General features: G+C 75.6%; 21 protein-coding genes. 8 read left to right on the top strand and 13 right to left on the bottom strand.

Annotated elements, in window-relative coordinates; genetic code table 11:
* Positions 1-41: 41 nt before the first annotated feature.
* The 3 genes from ACGBYP_RS05200 to ACGBYP_RS05190 all read left to right on the top strand — a co-directional run bounded on the left by ACGBYP_RS05200 (position 42) and on the right by ACGBYP_RS05190 (position 1,831).
* Entirely contained in the window at positions 42-440 is a 399-nt protein-coding gene (locus tag ACGBYP_RS05200; protein ID WP_411582196.1) for a VOC family protein, read from the top strand.
* Between the two features lie 102 nt (positions 441-542).
* Positions 543-857 (top strand): STAS domain-containing protein, encoded by a 315-nt coding sequence (locus ACGBYP_RS05195; protein WP_411582195.1) that lies wholly within the window; start codon positions 543-545, stop codon positions 855-857.
* Between the two features lie 92 nt (positions 858-949).
* A complete protein-coding gene (locus ACGBYP_RS05190) occupies positions 950-1,831 on the top strand; it encodes a diacylglycerol/lipid kinase family protein (protein ID WP_411582194.1) in 882 nt (293 codons plus the stop codon).
* 11 nt (positions 1,832-1,842) lie between these two features.
* On the opposite strand, the gene ACGBYP_RS05185 is transcribed toward ACGBYP_RS05190, so the two are convergent.
* From ACGBYP_RS05185 to pheS, 4 genes are all read right to left on the bottom strand, one after another.
* Positions 1,843-2,196 (bottom strand): hypothetical protein, encoded by a 354-nt coding sequence (locus ACGBYP_RS05185; RefSeq protein WP_411582193.1) that lies wholly within the window; start codon positions 2,194-2,196, stop codon positions 1,843-1,845.
* Positions 2,197-2,270: 74 nt separating this feature from the next.
* Positions 2,271-3,083 carry an SDR family NAD(P)-dependent oxidoreductase gene (locus ACGBYP_RS05180; RefSeq protein WP_411582192.1) on the bottom strand — a complete coding sequence of 271 codons (813 nt, stop codon included), beginning with the start codon at positions 3,081-3,083 and terminating at the stop codon, positions 2,271-2,273.
* On the bottom strand, positions 3,076-5,538 hold the full coding sequence (gene pheT, locus ACGBYP_RS05175; protein WP_411582191.1) for a phenylalanine--tRNA ligase subunit beta: 2,463 nt from the start codon (positions 5,536-5,538) through the stop codon (positions 3,076-3,078). Before pheT ends, ACGBYP_RS05180 begins: the two co-directional genes overlap by 8 nt.
* 70 nt (positions 5,539-5,608) lie before the next feature.
* Positions 5,609-6,676, bottom strand: coding sequence for a phenylalanine--tRNA ligase subunit alpha (pheS, locus tag ACGBYP_RS05170; RefSeq protein ID WP_411582190.1), 1,068 nt, complete (start codon positions 6,674-6,676; stop codon positions 5,609-5,611).
* Between the two features lie 146 nt (positions 6,677-6,822).
* On the opposite strand from pheS, the gene ACGBYP_RS05165 reads away from it, so the two are divergent.
* Positions 6,823-9,066: a diguanylate cyclase domain-containing protein gene (locus ACGBYP_RS05165; protein WP_411582189.1), complete on the top strand. Its 2,244-nt coding sequence runs from the start codon at positions 6,823-6,825 to the stop codon at positions 9,064-9,066.
* 106 nt (positions 9,067-9,172) lie between these two features.
* Here ACGBYP_RS05165 and ACGBYP_RS05160 read toward each other — a convergent pair whose 3' ends face one another.
* The 5 genes from ACGBYP_RS05160 to ACGBYP_RS05140 all read right to left on the bottom strand — a co-directional run bounded on the left by ACGBYP_RS05160 (position 9,173) and on the right by ACGBYP_RS05140 (position 12,251).
* A complete protein-coding gene (locus tag ACGBYP_RS05160) occupies positions 9,173-9,979 on the bottom strand; it encodes a TrmH family RNA methyltransferase (protein WP_411582188.1) in 807 nt (268 codons plus the stop codon).
* 99 nt (positions 9,980-10,078) lie between these two features.
* Positions 10,079-10,477 carry a 50S ribosomal protein L20 gene (gene rplT, locus ACGBYP_RS05155; RefSeq protein WP_411582187.1) on the bottom strand — a complete coding sequence of 133 codons (399 nt, stop codon included), beginning with the start codon at positions 10,475-10,477 and terminating at the stop codon, positions 10,079-10,081.
* A 39-nt stretch (positions 10,478-10,516) separates the two neighbouring features.
* Positions 10,517-10,711, bottom strand: a complete 195-nt coding sequence (gene rpmI / locus ACGBYP_RS05150) for a 50S ribosomal protein L35 (protein ID WP_411582186.1) — start codon at positions 10,709-10,711, stop codon at positions 10,517-10,519.
* Between the two features lie 101 nt (positions 10,712-10,812).
* Complete coding sequence (gene infC / locus ACGBYP_RS05145) at positions 10,813-11,400, bottom strand: translation initiation factor IF-3 (protein ID WP_411582233.1); 588 nt, start codon at positions 11,398-11,400, stop codon at positions 10,813-10,815.
* A gap of 353 nt (positions 11,401-11,753) precedes the next feature.
* Entirely contained in the window at positions 11,754-12,251 is a 498-nt protein-coding gene (locus tag ACGBYP_RS05140; protein WP_411582185.1) for a PH domain-containing protein, read from the bottom strand.
* 93 nt (positions 12,252-12,344) lie between these two features.
* Here ACGBYP_RS05140 and ACGBYP_RS05135 point away from each other — a divergent pair, with 93 nt between their 5' ends.
* Entirely contained in the window at positions 12,345-13,496 is a 1,152-nt protein-coding gene (locus tag ACGBYP_RS05135) for a uroporphyrinogen-III synthase (RefSeq protein ID WP_411582184.1), read from the top strand.
* Between the two features lie 73 nt (positions 13,497-13,569).
* Here the strand turns inward: ACGBYP_RS05135 and ACGBYP_RS05130 are convergent, their stop codons facing one another.
* From ACGBYP_RS05130 to ACGBYP_RS05120, 3 genes are all read right to left on the bottom strand, one after another.
* Complete coding sequence (locus ACGBYP_RS05130) at positions 13,570-14,436, bottom strand: formate/nitrite transporter family protein (RefSeq protein WP_411582183.1); 867 nt, start codon at positions 14,434-14,436, stop codon at positions 13,570-13,572.
* A 60-nt stretch (positions 14,437-14,496) separates the two neighbouring features.
* Positions 14,497-14,946 carry a cyanase gene (gene cynS / locus ACGBYP_RS05125; RefSeq protein WP_411582182.1) on the bottom strand — a complete coding sequence of 150 codons (450 nt, stop codon included), beginning with the start codon at positions 14,944-14,946 and terminating at the stop codon, positions 14,497-14,499.
* 220 nt (positions 14,947-15,166) lie between these two features.
* The gene (locus ACGBYP_RS05120) at positions 15,167-16,552 is read right to left on the bottom strand and encodes a nitrate/nitrite transporter (protein WP_411582181.1); all 1,386 of its coding nucleotides are present in this window, start codon (positions 16,550-16,552) and stop codon (positions 15,167-15,169) included.
* A 145-nt stretch (positions 16,553-16,697) separates the two neighbouring features.
* On the opposite strand from ACGBYP_RS05120, the gene ACGBYP_RS05115 reads away from it, so the two are divergent.
* Together ACGBYP_RS05115 and ACGBYP_RS05110 are read left to right on the top strand one after the other, a co-directional pair.
* Positions 16,698-17,492, top strand: a complete 795-nt coding sequence (locus ACGBYP_RS05115; RefSeq protein WP_411582180.1) for a hypothetical protein — start codon at positions 16,698-16,700, stop codon at positions 17,490-17,492.
* A 92-nt stretch (positions 17,493-17,584) separates the two neighbouring features.
* Positions 17,585-19,357, top strand: a complete 1,773-nt coding sequence (locus tag ACGBYP_RS05110; protein ID WP_411582179.1) for a hypothetical protein — start codon at positions 17,585-17,587, stop codon at positions 19,355-19,357.
* A 6-nt stretch (positions 19,358-19,363) separates the two neighbouring features.
* Here the strand turns inward: ACGBYP_RS05110 and ACGBYP_RS05105 are convergent, their stop codons facing one another.
* Positions 19,364-20,152, bottom strand: a complete 789-nt coding sequence (locus ACGBYP_RS05105) for a helix-turn-helix domain-containing protein (RefSeq protein WP_411582178.1) — start codon at positions 20,150-20,152, stop codon at positions 19,364-19,366.
* A gap of 50 nt (positions 20,153-20,202) precedes the next feature.
* Between ACGBYP_RS05105 and ACGBYP_RS05100 the strand changes: the two genes are divergently transcribed.
* Entirely contained in the window at positions 20,203-20,634 is a 432-nt protein-coding gene (locus ACGBYP_RS05100) for a DUF2000 family protein (protein WP_411582177.1), read from the top strand.
* Positions 20,635-20,715: the final 81 nt, after the last annotated feature.

The raw sequence follows: 20,715 nt of genomic DNA, 5'->3' as shown, positions 1-20,715 counted from the left end.
GTCGTCCGACGAGTTCCGGTGTGCCGGCCGGTCTCTGGGACATGACGACCACCACCAGCACCCTCACCCAGCTGTCCACGGCGATGTTCCCGGTCCGCGACCAGGACGCGGCCCTGGCCTCCTACACCGACGTCCTCGGCTTCGAGGTGCGCGCCGACGTGCGCTTCGGCCCCCGGGGCGAGCACCGGTGGGTCGAGGTCGCCCCGCCGGGGTCGACCGCCCGGCTCTCGCTGACGCCTCCGGGTGGCGACCAGCCCGCCCACGCCGCGATCGGCATCGACTCGACCGACGTCCTGGCCGAGCACGCCCGGCTGGCCGCGCGCGGCGACGTCGACCTGGACCCCGTGCCCGACCCCCTCCCGGGCGCACCGCTGGTGTTCGCGCTGCGCGACCTCGACGGGAACACGATCTGGGTGGTCTCGGCGGAGCCGTCTGCCTGAGGCCCCCAGCCGATCAGCAGGAAGCGCGCAGCGGTTCTGTCAGACCCCTCGGGCAGGGTCTGCCCGAGGTCGGCGAACGGTGCCGGCCTGGGGAGGAGACCCATGCAGAGCACCGACCTGCCCGGCGGCATCGACCTGGTCGAGGAGGACGGCGGCCCGGTGCTCCGGCTGCGCGGCGAGGTCGACTCCCTCGTGGTCGACGCCTGGGACGCGGTCCCGCACGGGGGACGCTCGGCGGTCGCCGTCGACCTCTCCGCGGCCACCTTCCTCGACGGGCCGGGGCTACGGCTGCTGCTGCGGGCCACCGAGGGGACCCGCCGGTCGGGCCGGGTGCCGGAGCTGCGCCGGGCCTCGCGCACGGTGCAGCGGATGGTCGAGATCGCCGGGATGGGGAGGTCGTTCGCCGCGGTCCCGTGACCGGCGCGCGCCCCCGGGGCTGAGCGGGCAGGATCTCCGGCGTCCCGTCGACCGCTCCGCGCAGCGACCCCAGCCCCAGGAGACGTCCCCCCGTGAGCCCGTTCGACCGGATCGTGATCGTCTTCAACCCGCACAGCACCGGGAACGCGCCCCGGTCGGCCGAGGAGCTGCGCGCCGAGCTGGCCCGGCGGCTGCCGGCGGTGCCGGTGGAGATGCGGCCGACCGCGCACGCCGGCCACGCCCGCGAGATCGCCCGCGAGGTCGCGGCGACCGGCTGCCCGCTGCTCGTCTCGGTCAGCGGCGACGGCGGCTACAACGAGGTCGTCGACGGCACGATGCAGGCCGGCAACGACCGGGCCGTCTGCGCGGTCCGGGCGGCCGGCAACGCCAACGACCACCGCCGGACGACGCGCGAGCACCACCTCGCCGACGCGATCGTGGCCGGCGACGTCCGGCGGATCGACCTGCTCCGGCTCACGCTCGGCACCGGTGACGGGGCCGAGACCCGGTACGCCCACTCCTACATCGGCGTCGGGCTCACCCCGGTCGTCGCGGTCGACCTGGAGCAGGGCGGCAAGGGCTCGTGGCGGGAGATCGTCTCGGTGGTCCGCGGGTTCGCCCGCTTCCGCCCGTTCCCCGTCCGCACGGAGGACGGGCAGCGGCGGACCATCGACAGCCTGGTCTTCGCCAACATCTCCCAGATGGCCAAGTACGCGACCCTCACCCAGGGCGCGGCTCCCGACGACGGCCGGTTCGAGGTGGTCACCCAGCGGCGCACCGGCAAGCTGCGGGTGCTGGCCACGGCCCTGCGCGCGGCGACCCGCGGGCTCGGCCCGCAGCCGAGCGCCACCCACTACGCCTTCACCACGCTCGCCCCCATGCCGCTGCAGCTGGACGGCGAGCTGGTCGAGCTGGCGGCCGGCACGGCGGTCGCCGTCGACATCGCGCCCCGGGCGCTGGCCACCCTCGTCTGAGCCGGCCGGGCTCAGCCGGGCAGCGGCGCGGTCCGGTCGGGGCGCCGGTCGGCCCAGGAGACGAGGCCGGCGGCCACCATCAGCAACGCCGGGACGAGGAGCTGGGCGAACCCCAGGGCGACGACCAGCGACCACGCCAGCGACCCGGCCGCGAGCACACCGACCACCACCGGGGCAGCCGGACCGCGCGCTGCCCGCTCCGCGACGAGCGCACCGGCCGCGCACAGCAGGGGCACGCCGAACAGGGCCACCGCGAACGCCCCGCTGTCGTCCCAGACCGCCCGGCCGTACCAGGCGGCGAGCCCGGCGACGAGCGCCAGCGACACGACGAGCAGCGCGGACGATCCCCGCGAGGGAGCGGTCATGGTCGGCCTCCTGTGGTCCAGGTCGACCATGACAGCCGACCGACCGGACGTCGAGGGGCCACGCTCCGGCGGGCTCAGCCGACGGGGTCGGTGTCCCCGTACGGCCGCAGCCGCAGCTGACGCGCCGCGCCTTCCGGGGTCGTGCGGCGCAGCGTCTCGAGGTCGTCCGCGCCGGCGCGCAGGAAGCGCCCCGACCACTGGTCGAGCTCACCGGCGGCGATGGCCACCGCGAGCGCGACGACGTCCTCGGGGCGGGTCCACGCGGTGCGCCCGGCGTGCACCGGCATCGCCCGGGTCATCGCCGTGTCGATCACGCCCGGAGCCAGGTCGAAGGCGCGCACGCCGTGCGCGGCCCCGGCGGAGTCGATGCCCTCCGTGATCCGCATCTGCGCGGACTTGCCCGCGGAGTAGGCGCTGTAGACGTCGCTCCCCCGCGTGCCCAGCCCGCTGCCCAGCCCGATCACCCGGCCACCTCCGGCGGCGACCATCCCGGGGACGACGGCGTGCGCGAGCAGGAACGGCCCGCGCACCTGGCTCTCGACCACCGACCACCACTGCTCGGGGTCGGCCTCCCACAGCGGCACCTCGGCGGCGTCGATCAGCCCCGCGTTGTTCACCAGCAGCGTGACCGGCCCGAGCTCGGCGACCACCTGGGTGACCGCGGCCTGCACGGCGTCGGGGTCGGTGACGTCGGCGGCCACGGCCAGGGTGCGGGCACCGGTCGCGTCGGCGACCTCGTCCATCGCGGCGACCAGCCGGTCACCGGAGCGGGCGAGGCCGGCCACGGTGACGCCGCGCTCGGCCAGCCCCTGCGCCAGGTACCGGCCGATGCCGGCCGAGGCGCCGGTGACCAGGGCGACGGTGCCGCTGAGGTCCGGACTACGCACGGAGGGCCGCCCCCGTCGCAGAGGCCGCCGACGCGACGGCTGCCTCGAAGGCGGCCCGGGCCTCCTCGGTGGTCAGCGTGCGGTCGGCCGCGCGGAAGGTGAACGCGTAGGCCAGCGACCGGCTGCCGGCCGGGATCGGGGTCCCGGTGTAGACGTCGAACAGCCGCAGGTCCTCCAGCAGCTCCCCCGCCCCGGTGGCCAGCGCGTCGCGCACCAGCGCCTCCGGGTGCTCGTCGGCGACGACCAGGGCGGCGTCCATGTGCACCGGCGGGAACGTCGAGATCACCGGACCGACCGGCACGCCCCCCAGCGGCAGCGCGTCCAGGTCGAGCTCCATCGCGCAGGTGCGGGCCGGCAGCTCCAGCGCCGCGCACACCCGCGGGTGCAGCTCGCCGGCGTGGCCGACCACGGTCTCCCCCACCAGCAGCTCGGCGCAGCGGCCGGGGTGCCAGGGCGCGAGCTCACCGGCGCGCACGGTCAGCTCGACGCCGGCGGCCTCGGCCACCACGCGGGCGGCCTGCACCGCGTCGGCCCAGCCGGCCGGGCGGCCCGGCCCCCACCAGCCGCGCGGCTCACGCTGCCCGGTCAGCACCACGCCCACGTGCCAGGGCTGCACCGGCACCGCGCCCAGCAGCGCGGCGAGCGTCTCGTCGTCCGGACGGCGGTCGACGCCGGGCACGGGAGCCGTGCCGGTCAGGCCGCCGGGGAAGACGGCGCCGTGCTCGAACAGCGCCACGTCGCGCTGACCGCGGGCCAGGTTGCGGGCGAGAGAGCCCAGCAGCCCGGGCAGCAGCGTCGTCCGCAGCGCCGGGGCCTCCTCCGACAGCGGGTTGCGCAGCGTGATCAGCGTGCGCCGCTCGTCGTCGGCGGGGATGCCGAGGTCGTCGAGGACGGCGGTGCCGAGGAACGGGTAGGACGGCGCCTCGACGTAACCGGCGTCGGCCAGGGCGCGGCCGACGCTGCGGCGCCGCCGCTGGCGGTCGGTGAGCCCGCGGCCGGCGGGGGCGCTGGGCAGCACCGACGGGATCTCGTCCAGCCCCACGGACCGGACGACCTCCTCGACCAGGTCGGCGGGGTCGGTGAGGTCACCGCGCCAGGACGGCGGGGTCACCTGCAGGCGCTCACCATCGGCGTCGACGGAGGCGCCGATCCCCCGGAGCACGTCCACGACCTGGGACGCCGGGTAGTCGACGCCGGCGATCCGCCCGGGGAGGGCGGCGTCCAGGGCGATGACCGGACGCGGGCTGCGGACGTCGAGGTCGACCGGCGCGCCGACGACGCGGGCGCCGCCGTGCTCGGCGAGCAGGGCCGCGGCGCGGGCGAGCGCCACGACGGTGACCTCGGGGTCGGTGCCGCGCTCGAAGCGCTTGGCCGCCTCGCTGGGCAGCTTGTGCCGGCGCACGCCGCGGGAGACGCCGGTGGGCGCCCAGTGGGCGGCCTCCAGCAGCACGTTGGTCGTCCCGTCACCGATCTCCGTGGACGCTCCGCCCATCACCCCGGCCAGCCCGATCGGGCCGGACCCGTCGGCGATCAGCAGGTCGTCGTCGGTGAGCGCGCGGTCGACGCCGTCCAGGGTCGTCAGCCGCTCGCCGGCGCGGGCCAGCCGCACCTCGATCGGGCCGCTGAGCCGGTCGCGGTCGAAGGCGTGCATCGGCTGCCCGAGCTCGAGCATCACGTAGTTGGTGACGTCGACGGCCAGCGAGATGCTGCGCACGCCGCTCTGGGCCAGCCGGCGGCGGATCGCCCAGGGGCTGGGCGCAGCCGGGTCCAGGCCCTCGAGCGCCACCATGGAGAACCGGTCGCAGCGGTCGGGGTCGGCGACGGTGACCTGCCAGGCCGGCTCACCGGACCAGGCGGGCGGGGTGAGCGCCGCGGGGTCGCGCCAGTCGACGGCCAGTGCGGCGGCCAGGTCGCGGGCGATGCCGCGCAGGCTCATCGCGTAGCCGCGGTCCGGGGTGACCTCGAGGTCGAACACGACGTCGTCCAGGCCGAGCAGGCCGGCGGCCGGCGTCCCCGGGGTGTACCCGTCCTGACCCAGCACGAGGATGCCGGCGTGGTCCTCGCCGATGCCCAGCTCGCGGACCGAGCAGATCATCCCGTCGGAGACGTGGTCGTACGTCGTCCGGGCGGCGATGGCGAAGTCCCCGGGCAGCACCGCACCCGGGAGGGCGGCGACCACGAGGTCACCCACGGCGAAGTTGCGCGCACCGCAGACGATGCCGCGCGGGGCGTCCTCACCGACGTCGACCTGGCAGTACCGGATCGGCTTCTTGAAGCCGGTGAGCTCCTCGATCTCCAGCACCCGGCCGACCACCAGCGGGCCGGTGGTGACCGGCGGGCGGAGGACGTCGTCGACCTCCAGGCCCAGCCGGATGAAGGCGGCGTCGAGCTCCTCGACCGTGATCCCGGCCGGGAGGTCGACCATCTCGGACAGCCAGCTGACAGGGACCTTCACTCGTTCACTCCGTTGCTCCGCAACACGTTCGCTCCGCTCCTCGCTCGCTGGCGCTCGCTGCGATGCTCACTCACTGGTCGACTCCGAACGCTGTGGTGAACCGGACGTCGCCCTCGACGATGTCGTGCATGTCGCCGACGCCGGAGCGGAACTGCAGGGCGCGCTCGATGCCCATGCCGAAGGCGAACCCGGTGTAGACCTCCGGGTCGATGCCGCAGGCGGTGAGCACCCGGGGGTTGACCATCCCGCAGCCGCCCCACTCGACCCACTGCGGGCCGTCGCGGTGCTCGGGGAACCAGACGTCGAACTCCGCCGAGGGCTCGGTGAAGGGGAAGAAGTGCGGCCGCCACCGGGTCTGGGCGTCGGCGCCGAACAGCGACCGGGCCAGGTGGTCGAGGGTGCCGCGCAGGTGGGCCATCGTGAGCCCCTTGTCGACGGCCAGGCCCTCGACCTGGTGGAACACCGGGGTGTGCGTGGCGTCCAGCTCGTCGGTGCGGTAGACCCGCCCGGGGGCCACGACGTAGATCGGCGGGGTGCGCTCGAGCATGGTGCGGGCCTGGACCGGGCTGGTGTGCGTGCGGAGCACCAGGCCGGAGTCCTCCGGCGCGACGAAGAACGTGTCGGCCAGCGACCGGGCCGGGTGGTCGGGGCCGGTGTTGAGGGCGTCGAAGTTCAGCCACTCCGCCTCGAGCTCCGGGCCGTCGGCGACCTCGTAGCCCATCCCGACGAAGACGTCGGCGATCCGGTCGGTGAGGGTGGTCAGCGGGTGCCGGGCGCCGCGCGGGGCGCGGTCCCAGGGCAGGGTGACGTCGACGCGCTCCTCGGCCAGCACCCGCTCGTCGCGCTCGGCCTCCAGCACGGCCAGCCGGGACGCGTAGGCGTCGGTCACCGCCACCCGGGCGGCGTTCACCCGCTTGCCGGCGTCGGAGCGGGCCGCCGGCGGCAGCGCACCGAGCTCGCGGCGGGCCAGCAGCACCGGCGCGCGGTCGCCCAGGTGGGCCGGCCGGACCGCGGCCAGCTCGGCCAGGTCGGCGGCCGCGGCGAAGGCCGTCACCGCGGCGTCGACCGCGGCGTCGAGGGCCTCCGGGGACAGCGCGGCGACCTGCTTGGGGTCGTAGGGATCGTTGGCGCCAGACACGGGAGGCCATTCTGCCCGGCGGAGGACTCCCCGCGCGCCCGGGTTCCCGATGGTCACGCCCCACCCGGTCCCAGGGCCTCACCCACAGGGGTGGTCCGGCCCGGCAGGGACGCAAGGGCCGGCCGCGTGGTGCCGATCCCCGCGACGTGACCACCACCGCCATCCCGACCGCGACCCTCGACGAGGTGCTGCGCGCCGGCAGCGTGCACAGCGTCTACCAGCCCATCGTGGAGCTGGGCACCGGCCGCGTCGTCGCCTACGAGGCGCTGGCCCGTGGACCGCAGGGGCCACTGCAGACCCCCGACGCGCTCTTCGCCGCCGCCCGCACCGCCGACCGGCTCGCGGAGCTGGACGCGCTGTGCCGGTCGGCCGCCCTGCGCGGGGCCGTCGCCGCCGAGCTGGGCGCCCCGCTCACGGTCTTGGTCAACGTCGAGCCCGCCGTCCTGGAGTCCGCGCCGCTGGAGGAGCTGCTGGCCATCGCCACCACCGCCCCGGCCGGGCTGCGGGTGGTCGTGGAGATCACCGAGCGCGCGCTGGCGACCCGCCCGGCCGACCTGCTGCGCGCCGTGGCCCGGGTCCGCGAGGTCGGCTGGGGCATCGCCCTGGACGACGTGGGCGCGGACTCCATGTCGCTGGCCTTCATGCCGCTGCTGCGCCCCGACGTGGTCAAGCTGGACCTGCGGCTGGTGCAGCAGCGCCCCGGCCCCGCAGTGGCCGAGATCATGAACGCGGTCAACGGCTACGCCGAGCGCACCGGCGCCCTGGTGCTCGCCGAGGGCATCGAGGACGAGGCGCACCTGGCCACCGCACGCGCCCTGGGCGCCAGCCTCGGCCAGGGGTGGCACTTCGGCCGGCCGGGCGCCACCGCGGTCCGCGACCGCGCGGTCGGCGAGCTGCGGCTGCCCGTGCCCCCGGCCCCCGGCGCCGAGGCGCAGGTGTCCCCGTTCGGCCTGCTGCCCGCGGGCACCGAGCTGCGCGTCGCCCCCAAGGCGCTGCTGATCGAGCTGAGCAAGCACCTGGAGCGCCAGGCGATGCGGCTCGGCGAGACCTGCGTCGTCGCCGCCACCTTCCAGGAGGCGCGGCACTTCACCCCGGCCACCACCCAGCGCTACCGCGACCTCGTGTCCCGCACCGGCTTCGTCTGTGCGCTGGGCGCCGACCTGCCGCTCGAGCCGGTGCCCGGTCTGCGGGGTGCCCACCTCGACCCGGCCGACCCGGTCCGCGGCGAGTGGGACGTCGTCGTCCTCAGCCCGCACTTCAGCGCGGCGCTGCTGGCCCGCGACCTCGGTGACGGTGGTCCCGACGCCCAGCGCCGCTACGAGTACGCCCTGACCTACGAGCGCACCACCGTCGAGCAGGCCGGCGTCTCGCTGGTGGCCCGTGTCGCCGCCCGGCCCGCGCCGCCGCAGCCCGCGGAGCACGACGCGGTCGACGCACCGCTGGCGCACTCGGCGCTGCTCGGGCCGGCGCCGGACGAGCCGCTGCTGCTGCGCGCCCTCGGTGCGACCACCAGCGGGGTGGCGATCACCGACATGACCGCGCCGGACCAGCCGCTGATCTACGTCAACAGCGCCTTCGAGGCCCTCGCCGGCCTGCCCGCCGCGCAGGTGCTCGGCCGCAACTGCCGCTTCCTGCAGCACCCCGACACCGACCCGGCGACGATCAGCCGGATGCGGTCCGCGATCAGCGCCGGCCAGGAGTTCCGCGCCACGCTGCTCAACCAGCGGGGCCCCGACCGCGAGCTGTGGTGGAACGAGATCCACCTGGCCCCGGTCATCGACGCCTCGGGCGCGGTCGTGCAGTACATCGGGGTGCAGACCGACGTCACCCACCGGGTCAACGCCGAGCGGGAGCTGCTGACCGAGCGGGACCGCACCCGCCAGCACCTGGCCCGGATCGAGGAGCTGGCCTACACCGACCCGCTCACCGGGCTGCCCAACCGCCGCCGCTTCGAGGAACGGGTGGAGTCCGCGCTCTGGCAGGCCCGGCTGGACGGCGGCGCGGTCGCGCTGCTGTTCCTGGACCTCGACGGCTTCAAGGCCGTCAACGACGCGTTCGGCCACGGCGCCGGCGACGAGCTGCTGCAGGTCGTCGCCGGGCGACTGCGCGGCCGGCTGCGCCGCAACGACCTGCTGGCCCGCCTCGGCGGCGACGAGTTCCTGGTCGGCCTGCTCGGGTTGGACCCGGCGAGCGCGCGGGCCGAGGCCGAGCAGGTGGCCGAGGAGCTGCGCGCGGTGCTCGACGAGCCGGTGCTCCTCGCCGGCAGCCCGGTCACCGTGCGGGTGAGCATCGGTGTCGCCGTCCACCCCGAGGACGGCGACCAGTTCGGCCCGCTGCTGCACCGCGCCGACGCCCGGATGTACGCGAGCAAGCACCCCGCCGACCGCTGACGGCGACCACCCGAGGGCCGAAGTCGCGACTTCGGCCCTCCAGTCCTCAAGGCCGACCGCGATCCTCCCTCCGGGGCCGAGATCGCGACTCCGGCCCCTGGTGAGTTCAGGGCTGGGCGAGCTGGGTGGCGTAGAGGCAGATGGCGGCGGCGACGGAGAGGTTGAGGCTCTCGGCCCGCCCGCGCATCGGGATGCGCACCCGGGCGTCGGCGGCCGCGGCGAGCGCGGGGTCCAGCCCGCGGGCCTCGTTGCCGAACAGCCACAGCACCGGACCGGCCAGCAGCCCGTCGCCGGCGGCGGCGTCCAGCGCGACCTCTCCCCCGCCGTCGGCGGCGAGCACCGTCATCCCGGCGGCCTGCACCTGACCGATCAGCTCCGCCAGCGGTGCGCTGCGGACGACGTCGACGTGGAACAGGCTGCCGGCGCTGCTGCGCACGACCTTGCCGTTGTAGGGGTCGGCCGAGCCGGCGCCGAAGACGACCGCGCCGGCCCCGCAGGCGTCGGCGGTGCGCAGCACGGTGCCGGCGTTGCCGGGGTCGTTGAGCTCGGCCAGCGCGACGGCCAGCCGCGGCGGGTCGCTGACCAGCCGCTGCGCCGGGACGTCGCGCAGCGCGCACACGGCGACCAGCCCCTGCGGGGTGACCGTCTCCGACAGCACGGCCGCGGCCTTGTCGGTGACCAGCCGGACCGGCACCCGGGTCCCGGACAGCAGCTCGTGGTGCGCGGCCGCGGCCGCCTCGGTGGCGAACACCTCCAGGACGGCGTCCGGCTCGACCGCGGCCTGGGCGAGGGCCTCGCTGACCGCCTGCCGGCCCTCGGCGAGGAAGGCGCCCGCGTCGTCCCGGCCGCTGCGGCGGGTGAGCTTGCGGGCGGCGACGACCCGCGCGGAGCGCTCGGTCAACACGTCGGGCACGGGGTTCCTCTCACGGTGGGCGGACAGACGACGACGCCGTCGCCGAGTGGGTCACGAGGACCCACCGGCGACGGCGTCGCGGGTGCTACGAGGTGGTGCTCAGGCGGCGGTGGGCGCCTGGGCGCCGGTCGCCTGCGGGTTCGCCAGCAGCGCGGCCCGGGCGGAGGCCACCAGCGAGGTGAAGGTGGCGGGCTCGTTCACGGCGAGCTCGGCCAGCACCTTGCGGTCCAGCTCGATGCCGGCCAGCTTCAGGCCCTGCATGAACCGGTTGTAGGTCATGTCGTTCTGCCGCGCCGCGGCGTTGATCCGGGTGATCCACAGCTTGCGGAAGTCACCCTTGCGGACCTTGCGGTCGCGGTAGTTGTAGGTCGCGGAGTGGAGGATCTGCTCCTTGGCCTTGCGGTACAGCCGGGACCGCTGGCCCCGGTAGCCGCTGGCGGCCTCGAGGGTCGTACGACGCTTCTTCTGGGCGTTGACCGCCCGCTTCACGCGTGCCACGTGGAAGCTCCTGTCTGCTCGTTCGGGAGGGGGGCGGGATCAGATGCCGAGGAGCTTCTTCATCCGGCTGGTGTCCGCCGGGTTCAGCTCAGCCGTGCCGGAGATCCGCCGCTTCCGGGAGCCGGACTTGTGCTCGAACTTGTGCTGGTTGTTCGTGTGCTCGGCCACCAGCTTCCCGCTGCCCGTGACGCGGATCCGCTTGGCGGCGCCCTTGTGGGTCTTGTTCTTCGGCATGTCCTCGTCCTGTTCGTGGATGTCCGCACCGGGAGCAGCGGGTGCTCCCGGCGCGGGCGGTCTGGTGCGGTGGTGCAGGTCGGTGCCCAGGGGTGTCCGGCTCAGGCCGGAGGCGCCTGCTCGGCCGGTGCCTGCTCCCCCGCTGCTGCGTGCTTCTCCGCCTTCGCGGTGCGCCGGACGGCGTCGGAGGCCGCCTGGTTCCGGTGCGGAGCGATCACCATGACCATGTTGCGGCCGTCCTGCTTGGGGTTCGACTCCACGACCCCCAGGTCGGACACGTCCCCGGCCAGTCGCTGCAGCAGCTTGTAGCCCATCTCGGGGCGGGACTGCTCGCGACCGCGGAACATCACGGTGATCTTGACCTTGTCGCCGCCCTTGAGGAAGCGCTCGACGTGGCCCTTCTTGGTCTCGTAGTCGTGCGGGTCGATCTTCAGGCGCAGCCGCATCTCCTTGATGACGGTGAGCGCCTGGTTCCGCCGGGCCTCGCGGGCCTTCTGCGCGGCTTCGTACTTGAACTTCCCGTAGTCCATGAGCTTGGCGACGGGCGGGCGCGCCATGGGCGCGACCTCGACGAGGTCGAGCTCGCTGTCCTGCGCCAGCCGCAGCGCCTCGCCGATCGACACGATGCCGACCTGCTCGCCCTCGGGTCCGACGAGGCGGACCTCGGGGACGCGGATACGGTCGTTGATACGGGGCTCGGTGATGGCCTCTCCTCTGCTGCTGCGGGGAGGAGCCGCACCCGTCCCGGGGCACCGACGGAAAAGGCCCCGTGAGCTGGTCGCTCACAGGGCCCACTCGCCGACTGCCGCAGCCGCACCCTCGTCGAGGGTGCGGTCACGGCGACGACCGGACAGGCCGGTCGTCTTCCGGGGACCTGAGCGCCTGTGACGGCACCAGGTGGGAGCGGGCTCCTCTTTGGTCGGTGGCCGGGATCTCGCGAACTCGGCCACCGGGTGGTTCTCGCGCCTCGGTGGAGCAGGTGGAGGCGCGCTCACTCTACAGCGCCGGGGGCCGGTCCGTCATTCCCGGGTGCGCGGCCGGCTCAGTCGGGGTAGAGCAGGTCCTCCTTGGGCGGCGCGGCGGCGGCCGCGCGGGCCTGGTGGTCGCTGAGCAGCGCGCGCAGCCCGCGCACCGCGACGAGCGCCCGCTCGCCGTCGGCGGCCTGGACGGCGGAGACCGCGAGCTCGTCGTCGTTGGTGAGCAGCAGCGTGGCCCACGGCGAGTGCTGGTCGAACCGGACCGCGCGCACGGCGCCCCACGGCACCTCGTGGTTGATCATCACGTTGCGCACCCGCAGGCCCGAGGCGTCGGCGTCGACCCGCGAGCGGCCCACCACCAGCACGCCGGCGCCCATCGCCAGGCCCAGGCCGACCATGGCCAGCTGGTCGGCGGTCTGGAAGGACACCACGCCGGTGGTCGAGCTCTTCAGCAGCACGGCCACCACGGTCATGGCGGCCACCAGGCCCGCCGCGGCCAGCGCCGTGATCAGCCGCAACCGGCGCGGGACGGCGGAGACCGGGGGCGGCGGGGTGGGGGGCACCCCACCATCGTGCACGCTCCCGGAGCCGACGTGCAGCGCCGCCCGCAGCCGGTGCGTCACACGGGCGCAACACCGAGGCCGCACCATGGTGAGGTGACCGACCCTGAGCTCGCCCCACCGGAGCAGAGCCCCGGCGACGACGCCCCGGCCGTGGCGCTGCTCCCCCTGGCCGGCTACACCGTGGCGGTCACCGCGGCCCGGCGCAGCGAGGAGCTCGGCGCGCTGCTGGACCGCCGCGGTGCCCGGGTCGTCCACGCCCCGGCCATCCGGATCGTGCCACTGTCCGACGACACCGACCTGGTGGCCGCCACCCGCGAGGTGCTGGCCCAGCCGGTCGACCTGGTGGTCGCCACCACCGGGGTCGGTTTCCGCGGCTGGCTGGAGGCCGCCGAGGCCTGGGACCTCCCGCTGCGCGAGCACCTGCTCACCTCCCGGGTGCTGGCCCGCGGCCCGAAGGCGCGCGGGGCGATCCGCGGCGCCGGCCTGGTCGACGCCTGGTCGCCGGAGTCCGAGAACTCCGCCGAGGTGCTCGAGCACCTGCTGTCGGGCGCCGAGGGCCCGATCCGGGGACGCCGGATCGCCGTCCAGCTGCACGGGGACCCGCTGCCGGACCTGGTGGCGGGGCTGCGCCAGGCCGGCGCCGACGTGCTGACCGTGCCGGTCTACCGCTGGGTGCTGCCCGAGGACACCGCGCCGCTGCGCCGGCTGGTCGCGACCATCGCCGCCCGCGGGGTCGACGCGGTCACCTTCACCAGCGCCCCGGCCGCGGCCAGCCTGCTGCAGGTCGCCGGCGAGGAGGGCGTGCGCTCGGGGGTGCTGGCCGCCTTCGCCGACGCCGTCCTGCCGGTGGCCGTCGGCCCGGTGACCGCCGCCCCGCTGGAGGCCGCCGGCATCCGCACGGTGCAGCCCGAGCGGGCCCGGCTCGGGGCGCTGGCCCGCTCGGTGGTCTCCGACCTGCCCGCCCGGCACCCGGTGCTGACCTCGGGCCCGCACACGCTCCAGGTGCGCGGGCACGCCGCGGTGCTCGACGGCCGGCTGGTCGAGCTGCCGCCGGGGCCGATGGCCGTGCTGCGCGCGCTCGCCCGCCGTCCCGGCGTCGTCGTCTCCCGGCCGGACCTGCTCGGCGAGCTCTCCGGTGGGGGCGACGCGCACGCCGTCGAGATGGCGGTCACCCGGCTGCGCGCGGCGCTGGGTGCCCCGGTGGTCGAGACCGTCGTCAAGCGCGGGTACCGCCTGGCCGTCTGAACGAGGGCCCGGACGGACGGCGGGGCGGCCGCTCCCCCGCAGGAGGACGACCGCCCCGGACGACGGTGCTGGGTCAGCCGACGGGCTGGGCCTCCCGCGGCGCGGGGACCGGCTCGACCGCCGCGACGCCCTCGGGGCGGCGGGAGGCGGCGGTGCGGGCGTGGGTGGCGTACAGGGTCAGCCCGACGAAGGCCAGCCCACCCACGAGGTTGCCCAGCACGGTCGGGATCTCGTTCCACACCAGGTAGTCCATGACCGAGAAGTCGCCACCGAGCATCAGCCCGGAGGGGAACAGGTACATGTTCACGATCGAGTGCTCGAAGCCCATGTAGAAGAACAGCAGGATCGGCATCCACATCGCGATGACCTTCCCGGACACCGACGTCGACATCATCGCCGCGACGACCCCGGTGGAGACCATCCAGTTGCACAGCACGGCGCGCAGGAACAGCGTCAGCATCCCGCCCGCGCCGTGGTCGGCGTAGCCGACGGTGCGGCCCTCGCCGATCGACCCGATCCGCTCGCCGATCTCGTTCGGCGGCACGGAGAACGCGTAGGTGAAGATCACCGCCATGATCACCGCGACGGTGAGGGCGCCGGCGAAGTTGCCGGTGAACACCAGCCCCCAGTTGCGCAGCATGCCGCGCACGGTCACGCCCTTGCGCTTGTCGATCAGCGCCAGCGGGACCAGCGTGAACACGCCGGTGAGCAGGTCGAAGCCGAGCAGGTAGAGCAGGGAGAAGCCGACCGGGAAGAGCAGGGCGCCGACGATCGCCTGCCCGGTCTGCACGGTGACGGTGACGGCGAAGGCGGCGGCCAGGGCCAGGATCGCGCCGGCCATGAAGGCGCGGATCAGGGTGTCGCGGGTGGCCATGAAGACCTTCGCCTCACCGGCGTCGATCATCTTGGTCACGAAGTCCTTGGGTGCCACGTAGGACATGGGTGCTCCTCAGCTGCAGAGGTCGAGGGGGGTACGGGTGGCCGGGTCCGGCCGGGGAGGTCACCAGCGGTAGTCGAGGAACTTGCCGTCGAGGGTGATGACGACCCGGTCGCCGTCGGGGTGGGGACGCCGGGCGATGTCGACCTTGAAGTTGATCGCGCTCATGATCCCGTCGCCGAACTCCTCGTGGATCAGCTCCTTGAGCGCCGGCCCGTAGACCGACATCGCCTCCAGGAGCCGGTAGACGGTCGGGTCGGACATCGCCGCGGCGTCCGACCCGCGGTAGGGCTGCAGCTGCAGGCTCTCGGCCACCGACTCGTCGAGCTCGAGCAGCGCGCAGACACCCTCGGCCTGGTCGCGGCTCATCGGGTGCTGGCCCAGCAGTGCGGCGGTGCACCAGACCGGCGGTGCGCCGATCCGGTCGGCGATCTGCGACCAGGTCAGGCCGCGCCTGATCCGCGCGGCGACCACCAGGTCGGCGGCGTCGGACTTCGGGAGGATCGGGGACATCGAGCTCCTGTTCCGGGAGGGCGCCGCTGTGCGGCGCCTGTGACCCGACCGTAGGGAGCCCGCGTGACGCTCCCCGCTCACCTGCGTTGCCGCTGCGGTACGTGCACCGCACGCCGTCCCGGACGGCGTCGTGCGGTCGCGGGAACCTGACCGGAACGCCTCCGGACGTGCCGCGGGGCGGGGCGCCGGCCGCGCCCCGCCCCGCCGTCCCGGCCGCCGGTCAGACGCCGGCGAGCCGGTTGCCCGGGCGCAGGTAGACGACCCAGGTGACGACGACGCAGACGACGTAGAAGGCGATGAACGCGAGGTAGGCGCTGTCGCCGGTCCGCGTCTCCAGGAACGACTGGCGGAAGGCCAGGTTGACCAGCACCCCGCCGAAGGCGCCGACCGCGCCGGCGATGCCGATGAGCGCCCCGGAGCGACGCAGCGCCAGCCGGTCGGCGGCGTCGGAGTCCCCGCCGGCGGCGACGTCGTCCATCGCCTTCGCCCGGAAGATCGCCGGGATCATCTTGTAGGTCGAGCCGTTGCCGATGCCGCTGAGGACGAACAGCGACACGAAGCCGACCAGGAACAGCGGCAGGGACTCCTGCCGGCTGGCCAGCAGCACCACCGAGGCGCCGGCCGCCATGGCGATGAAGGTCCAGAAGGTGATCCGGGCGCCGCCGAACCGGTCGGCCAGCGAGCCGCCGAGCGGGCGGATCAGCGAGCCCAGCAGCGGCCCCAGCCAGGTCAGCTGCGCGGCCGCCAAGGGGGTGGCGAAGTCCTCGGTGAACTGGTTCTGCAGCACCTGGCCGAAGGCGAACCCGAAGCCGATGAACGAACCGAACGTGCCGATGTAGAGGAACGACATGATCCAGGTGTGCGGCTGGCGGGCGACCTCCCGCATCGCCCGCGGCTGGTTGCGCGCCGAGGTCAGGTTGTCCATCACCAGCGCGGCGCCGACCGCCGCCAGCACGATGAACGGGATGTAGACGAGGAGCACGATCCGCGGGCTGTCGGCCCCCGCGGTGGCCAGCACCAGCAGGCCGATCAGCTGGACCACCGGGACGCCGAGGTTGCCGCCGCCGGCGTTGAGCCCGAGCGCCCAGCCCTTGAGCCGGGTCGGGTAGAAGGCGTTGATGTTGGTCATGGAGCTGGCGAAGTTGCCGCCGCCCACGCCGGCCAGGCAGGAGACGAACAGCAGCGTGGAGTAGGAGACGCCGGGCTCCAGCACGATCGCGGTGGCGACGGTCGGCACGAGCAGCAGAGCGGCGCTGATGATCGTCCAGTTGCGGCCGCCGAACTTCGCGACCGCGAACGTGTAGGGCAGCCGGACGAACGCCCCGAGCGCCGTGGGCAGGGTGGTGAGCAGGAACTTGCCGGCCGGGTCGATGCCGAACACCGGCTCGGGCAGGAACAGCACCATCACCGACCACAGGCTCCAGATGGAGAAGCCGATGTGCTCGGAGAAGACGGAGAAGAAGAGGTTGCGGCGGGCGACGCGCTTGCCGCTGGACTCCCAGAAGGCGGGGTCCTCGGGGCGCCAGTCGTCGATCCAGCGCCCGCCGAGGCGGCCGGGCTGGTGCGGGGTCGGCGGAGCGGTGGTCTCGGTGACGGAGCTGGCCATGGCGGGACGGTGACGGGTCGGTGTGGCCTGGTCGTTGCCGAGGCGGTGACCTCGTGTTCCGTTGTGCTCACTGCCCCTGCCCCGCTGTGGTGAGGGCCGGCGTCGGCCAGGTGCGTCACCGCCCGGACCGGGCCATGATCACCGCGTGACGGACTTCCGAGGTGACGAGCGCACCCCCGGCCGCGACCTGGTCGAGACCGGCGAGCTGGTCGCCGGGTCGATGACCCGCGCCGTCGCCGGGCTGCTGTTCGACCCCGACGGCAGCGCGGTCCGGCTGGACGAGCGGCTGGCCTCCTGCCTGCGCGACGCCGCCACCTCCGCCGCAGAGCTGCCGCTGACCTGGGAGCGCGCCCGCGCCGGCGCCGTCCTCGCCTTCGCCGCCGAGCTGTCGGTCACCCGCGCCCACCAGGGCCGGCCGGTGCGCGGCGACGGGTTCTTCAGCGTCACCACCGCGGCGCGCTCGGCCGCCGAGCGCCTGGTCGAGGACGTCGTCCAGGCCGCGCGCACCACCACCGAGGAGCGCCGCGTGCGGCACCTGGGCTACCTGGTCGCCGAGGTCGTGGTCTCCCCCGAGGTCGACACCGCGCTGGCGGCCCGGGCGCTGCAGCTGGCGCAGTCGTGCAGCTGGCGGCAGCTGGTGTTCCTGGCCGCGGTCGGCCGGCGCGACCGCGTGCCGCTGCCGCTGGGGTCGCTGGAGGACGAGCCGCGCGCGTGGCGCGCCTGGGGCGCCCGCGAGGACGTCACCGACCTGCAGCGCGCCGGCCTGCTCGACCCGCCGCCGACCGCCGCCCGGCCCGGCGCGGTCCGTGCCCGGCTGCGCCCGGCCGACCTGCGGCTGACCCGTCGCGGGGTGCTGGTGCACCGGCTGCTGGCGCTGGACTTCGTCCGCGAGGACGACGTCACCGCGGCGCTGGCCGACCTGGACCTGTCCCCCGCCTGACGAAGGCCCCCTCTGACGGCGGGCCCCTGCGCGAGGGCCTGCACAGGGCGGACGATGGACCCCGCCGGGCACCCCGGCGGGACGGAGGGCACGTGCACCCCGACGACGACGTCGACGGCCCCGCCGCCGGATGGCCGCTCGCCGTGCTGCTCACCGACGACCGCACCGACGCCGAGGCCCTGGTCACCGCCGCGCTGGCCGGACGACGCCGGGAGCCCGCGGCGCTGCGGCGGGCGGTGGCCCGCGCCGCCCTCGACGCCGTCGACCACCCCGGGCCCACGCCGGTGTCCCCGCTCCGGGACCCCGCCGCCGAGGCGCTCACGGCCGCGCTGCGCGCCGTGCCGCGGCGGACCCGCGTGCTGGCCGTCGTCGGCCTGCTCGACCCGTCGTCCGCCGCGGAGCTGGGGGCCGGACCGGCGGAGACCGACGCGGCCGCGACCGCGCTGGCCGCCGAGCTGGGCCGGCAGGACGCCCGGGTCCTGGCCGAGCGGGAGCGCTACGAGGCGCCGTTCCGCGCGCCCGGTTCGCCGCCGACGGTGCGCGAGCCCGACCGGACGCCGCTGACGGACCGGCTCCTCGCCCTGGCGGCCGGCACGGCGCTGACCGCGGAGCAGGCGGCCGCGCTGCAGCAGGGCGCCGGTGAGCGGCGCCGGTCCCGCCGGAGGGCCCGGCGGCGGGTGCTCGCCGCCGTGCTGGTGCTGGCCGGGCTGGCTGGGCTGGTCCGCGTCGTGCCCTGGCCCGGCGCGCCGGCCGCCGCCGTCGACGTCTTCGCCGGACCTCCCCGCGGGTCGCTGGCCGGGGACGCCGACTTCCTGGCCGAGCTGGCCGCGCAGGGCTGGGCGGGCACCGACCTGGCCACGGAGTCACCGCCGGCCGACCGCCGGGTGGTGTGGGCGGCCGACGTCGACGGTGGGCGGGCCGCGCTGGTCGTGAGCGGCCAGGGCCAGGACTTCGCCGCCGCCTGGTTCGCCGGGCTGCCCGGTGCCGCGCCGCGCACCATGCGCGTGCAGGCGGTCCGGCTGGGTCCCGACCGCACCCTGCCGGTGGCGCTGGCCGCGCCGGTGCGCGGCGGGCTCGTGGTGGTCGGCGCCCCCGGCGACGTGGTCGAGGTGTCGCCCCGGCCGGAGGTCGCCGCCGACGGCACGGTGGGCCGCACCTCCTCCCCCGTGCCCACCGACGACGGGGTCGCCGTGGTCGAGCTGCCGCAGTCGACGCGCACCGACTCCCCGGCGGTGCGGTTCACCGTCGTCCGCGACGGGCAACCGCTGCCGGCCGGGCCGCTGGACCTGGTGAGCGAGCCCGACCCGGGGCCGCCGTGGCTGCCGCGCCTGCGGTCGGCACCCGAGCCGGCGGCCGGCGACGACGCGGCCGGCGACCAGCTGCGCGCCCTGCTCGGTCGCCTGGGCCAGCGCGCCGACACCACCGGGACGACGGTGCTGTGGGCCGGCGACCTGCCCGGGGAGGCCGGCCGGCCGGTGCGCACCACCGTGTACGCGGTGCCCCAGCCCTCGGGGGCCGTCGTCCTCACCGCGCCCTACGGCACCGCCGCCGACCTCAGCGGCCGGACCGAGAGCTCGACGTGCGTGACCGGGGTACAGCCGGCCGGGCCGCCGCTGGGGCAGCGGGTGGTCCCGGTGCTCTGTGACCTCGGCGGGCCCGCGCCGGTGCTGCTCGTGGTGGGTCCGCGGCGTGCGGACGCGGTGCGGCTGCTCGACCCGGCCGGCGCCGTCCTGGACGAGCTCCCGCTGGACGACGGCGTCGCGGTGGTGACCGACCCCGGTGCCGTGACCGCGGTCGAGGTGTCCCTCCCCGACGGCCGCACCCTCGGCGCACCGGTGCTCGAGGAGACCGACCTGCGGGGCTGAGCCGGGTCAGCGGGCCGAGCGCGCGTAGGCCCCCGGCGTCGTGTCCAGCATCCGGCGGAAGTGCCGGGTCAGGTGCGACTGGTCGGCGAACCCGGCCGCGGTGGCCACCTCGGCGGCGGGCATGCCGGCCAGCAGCAGCCGGCGGGCCAGGTCGATCCGGCGGCCGGTGAGGTAGCGGTGCGGCGGCAGGCCGTGCCGCCGGGTGAAGGCCCGCACCACCGACGTCGGGTGCACGCCGAACGTCTCCGCGGTCTCGGTGAGCGACAGCCCCTCGGCCACGCGGGCGTCGATCAGCTCGCGCACCCGGTCGGCGAGGGCGTCGTCGCGGACGTCGGGGGCGGCGACCACCGCGCGGTCGAGGTGCTGGGCCAGCCGCTCCAGCACGAAGCCCAGCCGGCTCTCCGCCTCCAGCGCGTCACCGCCCGGGCTCAGCGCCGCGTGCAGCGCCGACAGCCGGGCCCGCAGCGCCGGGTCGTCGACGGCGGGCTGGTCGACCGCGGTGCCCACGCGGTCGGCGCCCAGGGTGCCGGGGTCCAGGTACAGCACCCGCTTGCGGAACCCGGCGGCCGACGACGACCGCCCGTCGTGCGGGACGCCGGGCGGCAGGAGGGTGACCAACCCGCGGGTGGCGCCGTGCGGGTGGCGGTCCAGGTCGTAGCGGACCGCGCCGTCGTCGACCAGCAGCAGCGTCCACGCCTCGTGGGTGTGCGCCGGGTAGACGTGGTCGGTGAAGTGCGCGTGCAGCACCTCGGTCAGCCCGGGCACCGCGGGGCGCCACGCCGTCACCTCGGCCACGTCAGGAACGTACAAGACCCGGGGCCCCGACCGGCGCGACGCTGACCGACATGACCTCCCCCGACGAGCTGCCCCGCTGGGCCACCAAGATCGCCGTCCTGCTGCGCGACGACCTCGCCCCGTGGCAGGCGCTCAACGTCACCTCGTTCCTGGTCAGCGGCATCGTCGCGACCGGGCCGGAGCTGGTCGGCGAGCCCTACGAGGACGCCGACGGCACCGGCTACCTGCCGATGATCCGGCAGCCGGTCATGGTCCTGCAGGGTCCCGGTGAGCTGCTGGCCACCGCGCGCACCCGGGCGCTGGAGCGCGCGCTCACCCCGGCCGTGTTCACCGCCGAGCTGTTCAGCACCCCCGGCGACGTGCAGAACCGGGCCGCGGTCAAGGCGGTCGCCGGCACCGACCTCGACCTGGTCGGGCTCGCCGTGCACGGCCCGAGGAACGCCGTCGACAAGGTGGTGAAGGGCGCCCGCATGCACCCGTGACTCCGCCGCCGAAGCCGCGCCTCCGACCGCGGGAACCCGAGGACGGCCGAAGTCTCGACCATGGCCGCCTTCCTCGACCAC

Origin of the sequence: Modestobacter sp. SSW1-42, from assembly GCF_046635825.1 — a bacterium.
Taxonomy (GTDB): domain Bacteria; phylum Actinomycetota; class Actinomycetes; order Mycobacteriales; family Geodermatophilaceae; genus Modestobacter.
Note: the sequence above shows the minus strand (reverse complement) of the source record. Positions and strands in the feature narration are given on the sequence as shown.

What these genes read in the sequence shown, in the direction of transcription:
- ACGBYP_RS05100 (WP_411582177.1), top strand. Translation starts at nt 20,203, where the DNA reads ATGACCTCCCCCGACGAGCTGCCCCGCTGGGCCACCAAGATCGCCGTC.
- ACGBYP_RS05200 (WP_411582196.1), top strand. Translation starts at nt 42, where the DNA reads ATGACGACCACCACCAGCACCCTCACCCAGCTGTCCACGGCGATGTTC.
- ACGBYP_RS05185 (WP_411582193.1), bottom strand. Translation starts at nt 2,196, where the DNA reads ATGACCGCTCCCTCGCGGGGATCGTCCGCGCTGCTCGTCGTGTCGCTG.
- cynS (WP_411582182.1), bottom strand. Translation starts at nt 14,946, where the DNA reads ATGTCCCCGATCCTCCCGAAGTCCGACGCCGCCGACCTGGTGGTCGCC.
- rpmI (WP_411582186.1), bottom strand. Translation starts at nt 10,711, where the DNA reads ATGCCGAAGAACAAGACCCACAAGGGCGCCGCCAAGCGGATCCGCGTC.
- ACGBYP_RS05195 (WP_411582195.1), top strand. Translation starts at nt 543, where the DNA reads ATGCAGAGCACCGACCTGCCCGGCGGCATCGACCTGGTCGAGGAGGAC.
- ACGBYP_RS05130 (WP_411582183.1), bottom strand. Translation starts at nt 14,436, where the DNA reads ATGTCCTACGTGGCACCCAAGGACTTCGTGACCAAGATGATCGACGCC.
- ACGBYP_RS05120 (WP_411582181.1), bottom strand. Translation starts at nt 16,552, where the DNA reads ATGGCCAGCTCCGTCACCGAGACCACCGCTCCGCCGACCCCGCACCAG.